Origin of the sequence: uncultured Campylobacter sp. (assembly GCF_938045535.1) — a bacterium.
GTDB lineage: Bacteria > Campylobacterota > Campylobacteria > Campylobacterales > Campylobacteraceae > Campylobacter_B.
Genome location: NZ_CALIMQ010000309.1, coordinates 1 through 2,234, shown reverse-complemented (window position 1 = coordinate 2,234; position 2,234 = coordinate 1). Strand labels below are relative to the sequence as shown.

The 2,234-nt window shown below is 50.1% G+C and carries 2 protein-coding genes; both read left to right on the top strand.

Annotated features, from left to right (window positions below):
- Window positions 1-243: 243 nt before the first annotated feature.
- The gene (rseP, locus tag Q0095_RS09520) at window positions 244-1,359 is read left to right on the top strand and encodes an RIP metalloprotease RseP (RefSeq protein ID WP_297883289.1); all 1,116 of its coding nucleotides are present in this window, start codon (window positions 244-246) and stop codon (window positions 1,357-1,359) included.
- A complete protein-coding gene (locus Q0095_RS09515) occupies window positions 1,356-1,994 on the top strand; it encodes a YggS family pyridoxal phosphate-dependent enzyme (protein WP_297883288.1) in 639 nt (212 codons plus the stop codon). The genes rseP and Q0095_RS09515 overlap by 4 nt, the downstream gene beginning before the upstream one ends.
- Window positions 1,995-2,234: the final 240 nt, after the last annotated feature.

Below are 2,234 nucleotides of genomic sequence, written 5' to 3'. Positions count from 1 at the left end.
AAAAATGCGAAGACGGGACAGAGAAATTACAGACAATGAAAAAATAAAAGAAATTAAACAAAATCATACGCAAAAACTAATTGATTATTATCTGCGTCTTGCCGATATTGCGAAATAAAAAATTTTAAATTTATATATTTTAAAGCATGCTTATACCGCTATGCTTTTAGATAATCTCTTTTCTAAGCTTAAAATTTGCAAAATAATAGTAAGCTTAGCCCATTTTTTACAAAGGTCTGAAATTTGAAAAGCATAATTTTAACGCTCGCGATCCTGGCGGTCGGATTTTATTTTTACTCGATAAATTTTATGGTCACGGTGCTGGCGATCAGCTTCCTCATCTTTTTCCATGAGCTGGGGCATTTTTTGGCGGCGCGGGCGCTGGGCGTGGGGGTGAACGTCTTTAGCGTGGGCTTCGGCGAGAAGGTCTTTACCAAGCGCATCGGCGCTACTCAGTACGCCATCAGCGCGATCCCTCTGGGAGGCTACGTGAGCCTTAAGGGGCAGGAGGATTTGGATCCCGCCGCGGCAAGCGCAGATCCCGATAGCTACAACTCCAAAGGCCCGATAGCGCGCATAATCATACTTTTTGCGGGGCCGTTTTTTAACCTGCTGCTTGCGTTTTTGATCTACATCGCGCTGGGCTACATCGGCGTCGAAAAGTTAGCGCCCAAGGTCGGCAAAATCTCGCCAGGCTCTGCCGCGGCAAGCGCAGGGCTAATGCTAAACGATGAAATTTTATCAATCGACGGCAAGCAGATCCGCGAGTGGGACGATATCTCAAAGCAGGTAACCGCCGCACCTCTAAGCTTAGAAATCATGCGCGGCGGCGAGCGGCTGAGCCTGCAGCTCACGCCAAAGCTCGGCGAGAAAAAAACCATCTGGCGCGAGAGCATAAGAGTGCCGCTCATCGGCATTTCGCCCGATTACAACGCGACCGTGACGCTGTATCACAAAGGTGCTCGCTCGCTTAGCTTCGCGTGGGATCAGACGGTAGAGGCATCAAAACTCATCTTGGTGGGTCTAGAAAAGCTCGCCAGCGGCGTCGTTTCGCCCAAGGAGATGGGCGGTATCGTCGCCATTACGGACATCACTTCAAAGGCGGTCGATTACGGCGCGGCGGTCTTGCTCGCGCTCGTGGCGCTAATATCGGTAAATTTAGGGCTTATCAACCTCTTTCCGATCCCAGCACTCGACGGCGGGCACATCGCGTTTAATCTCTTTGAGCTCATCTTCCGCCGCCCCGTGCCAAAGCGGGTATTCGTGGGCGCCAGCTACGTAGGCATGGGGATTTTAGCGCTTTTGATGATATTTACGGTACTAAATGATTTCGCTAGAATTTTGGGATTTTATAAATGAGACTGGATGAAATTTTAAAGCGCATTGAGGCTGCAAAAGCAGGCGCGGGCGACGTGCAGCTAGTCGCGGTAAGCAAAAACGTAGGCACGGATGAGGTGTGCGAGCTGTATTCGCAAGGACAGATCGCGTTTGGAGAAAACAGGGTGCAGGAGCTAAAGCGCAAAAGCGAGGCGTTGCGCGAGCTGCCGCTAAAGTGGCACTTCATCGGCACGCTACAAAGCAACAAAATCAATCAGCTCATCGCTCTGCGCCCGACGCTGTGGCAGAGCTGCAACAGTTATGAGCTCGCGCTTGCCGTAAATAAGCGGCTGAATTATCCGCTAGATACGCTGCTGGAGATCAACGCTGCGGGCGAGAGCTCCAAAACGGGGCTCGATAAAAACCGGGCGGTGGAGGAGTTTTTGCGCATCAAGCAGGAGTGCAAAAATCTAAATTTAATCGGCGTGATGAGCATCGGAGCGCATGTGAGCGAGCCCGCGCAGATCGCGCGAAGCTTCGAGGTGAGCCGCGAGATCTTCGATGCGCTCGTGCCGCACGGCGCGCGGATCTGCTCGATGGGGATGAGCGATGATTTTGAGCTCGCGATCAAATGCGGCTCGAACATGATCCGCCTGGGTAGAATTTTATACGCCTAGCCCCCGAAGGACGGGCTTTATCGCGCGAGTGAATTTTATACCGCTTTTAGGTGGCGCGCTTAATTTGCCGCGCGAGCTAAATTCGGCGCGTAACTTGAATTAGCGCAATGCTTGATTTTACGTGCTACTTAAAATTTAGCGCGTTATTGAAATTTTACGCAGCGCAACAACACGGCATCAAATTTTGAACCTAGATAAAATTTTATGGAGAAATCAGAAAAATAAAATAAGTTTAGGAAT

Excerpts from the sequence above, each read along its gene's own strand:
- Q0095_RS09515 (WP_297883288.1), top strand. The coding sequence starts at position 1,356 with ATGAGACTGGATGAAATTTTAAAGCGCATTGAGGCTGCAAAAGCAGGC.